Here is a 644-nt window from a genome sequence, read left to right as displayed (position 1 = left end):
GTATCGGGCGATTTTTGCCGCTCACCTTCGTTCGCTGATCCGCCGCGATGGGCGGATAAAAAAATAGATCGGCGCACATCGGCGCCGATCGGATTCAAGTCAGCTTGCTTTTTGCTCTGCGAATACCTCGTATTGTTCTTCAGGAATGGCTGCGGAATCGTTCGAGCCGTCCCCTTCGGCTGCTGCGTCGTGATATTGCAGCAGCACGTTCATTCTTGCGTTCTTCCCGCCCTTGAATAATACGTCTGGGTTTACGCGATATGCGCCTTGATTGATGCGTTGCAAGAAGTTACTGTCGATTAGTGCTTGTAGTGTCCTCGATACCGTTTGATAGCTGATACCGCTTTTATCGGCTATCTGCCTCTGTGTCATTGGCAGAAGATTATTGCTGTCCAGATGGTCGAGGAATCCAGAAAGCAAGGCGCGTTTTCTGGTTTCCGATAAGGTCGATACTGTTCAAAATATGACCGAGCCAGAGCTTATGAAAATTAGCGTCGCGCTCCTCAATGTCAATTACCTGCATTTCTCGCAGTTCTCCAGTATCCTGCTTGAATATAAGTTTCTGTTCCTACTACCTTGACTTTCTTGCGGGTTACTGCCATTTGTTTTCCTCCTTGCTTGATATTGATATGATAATATCATAT

The 644-nt window shown here is 47.2% G+C and carries 2 protein-coding genes; both read right to left on the bottom strand.

The features are described from left to right. Positions 1-99 precede the first annotated feature (99 nt). Complete coding sequence (locus HMPREF9334_RS12815; protein WP_281042441.1) at positions 100-372, bottom strand: replication/maintenance protein RepL; 273 nt, start codon at positions 370-372, stop codon at positions 100-102. A 10-nt stretch (positions 373-382) separates the two neighbouring features. Further along, positions 383-523, bottom strand: a complete 141-nt coding sequence (locus HMPREF9334_RS12810) for a replication/maintenance protein RepL (RefSeq protein WP_281042440.1) — start codon at positions 521-523, stop codon at positions 383-385. Between the last annotated feature and the right edge of the window lie 121 nt (positions 524-644).

It is taken from the genome of Centipeda infelix ATCC 43532, from assembly GCF_000234095.1.
Taxonomy (GTDB): Bacteria; Bacillota; Negativicutes; order Selenomonadales; family Selenomonadaceae; genus Centipeda; species Centipeda infelix.
This window is presented reverse-complemented; position numbering and strand designations above follow the sequence as displayed.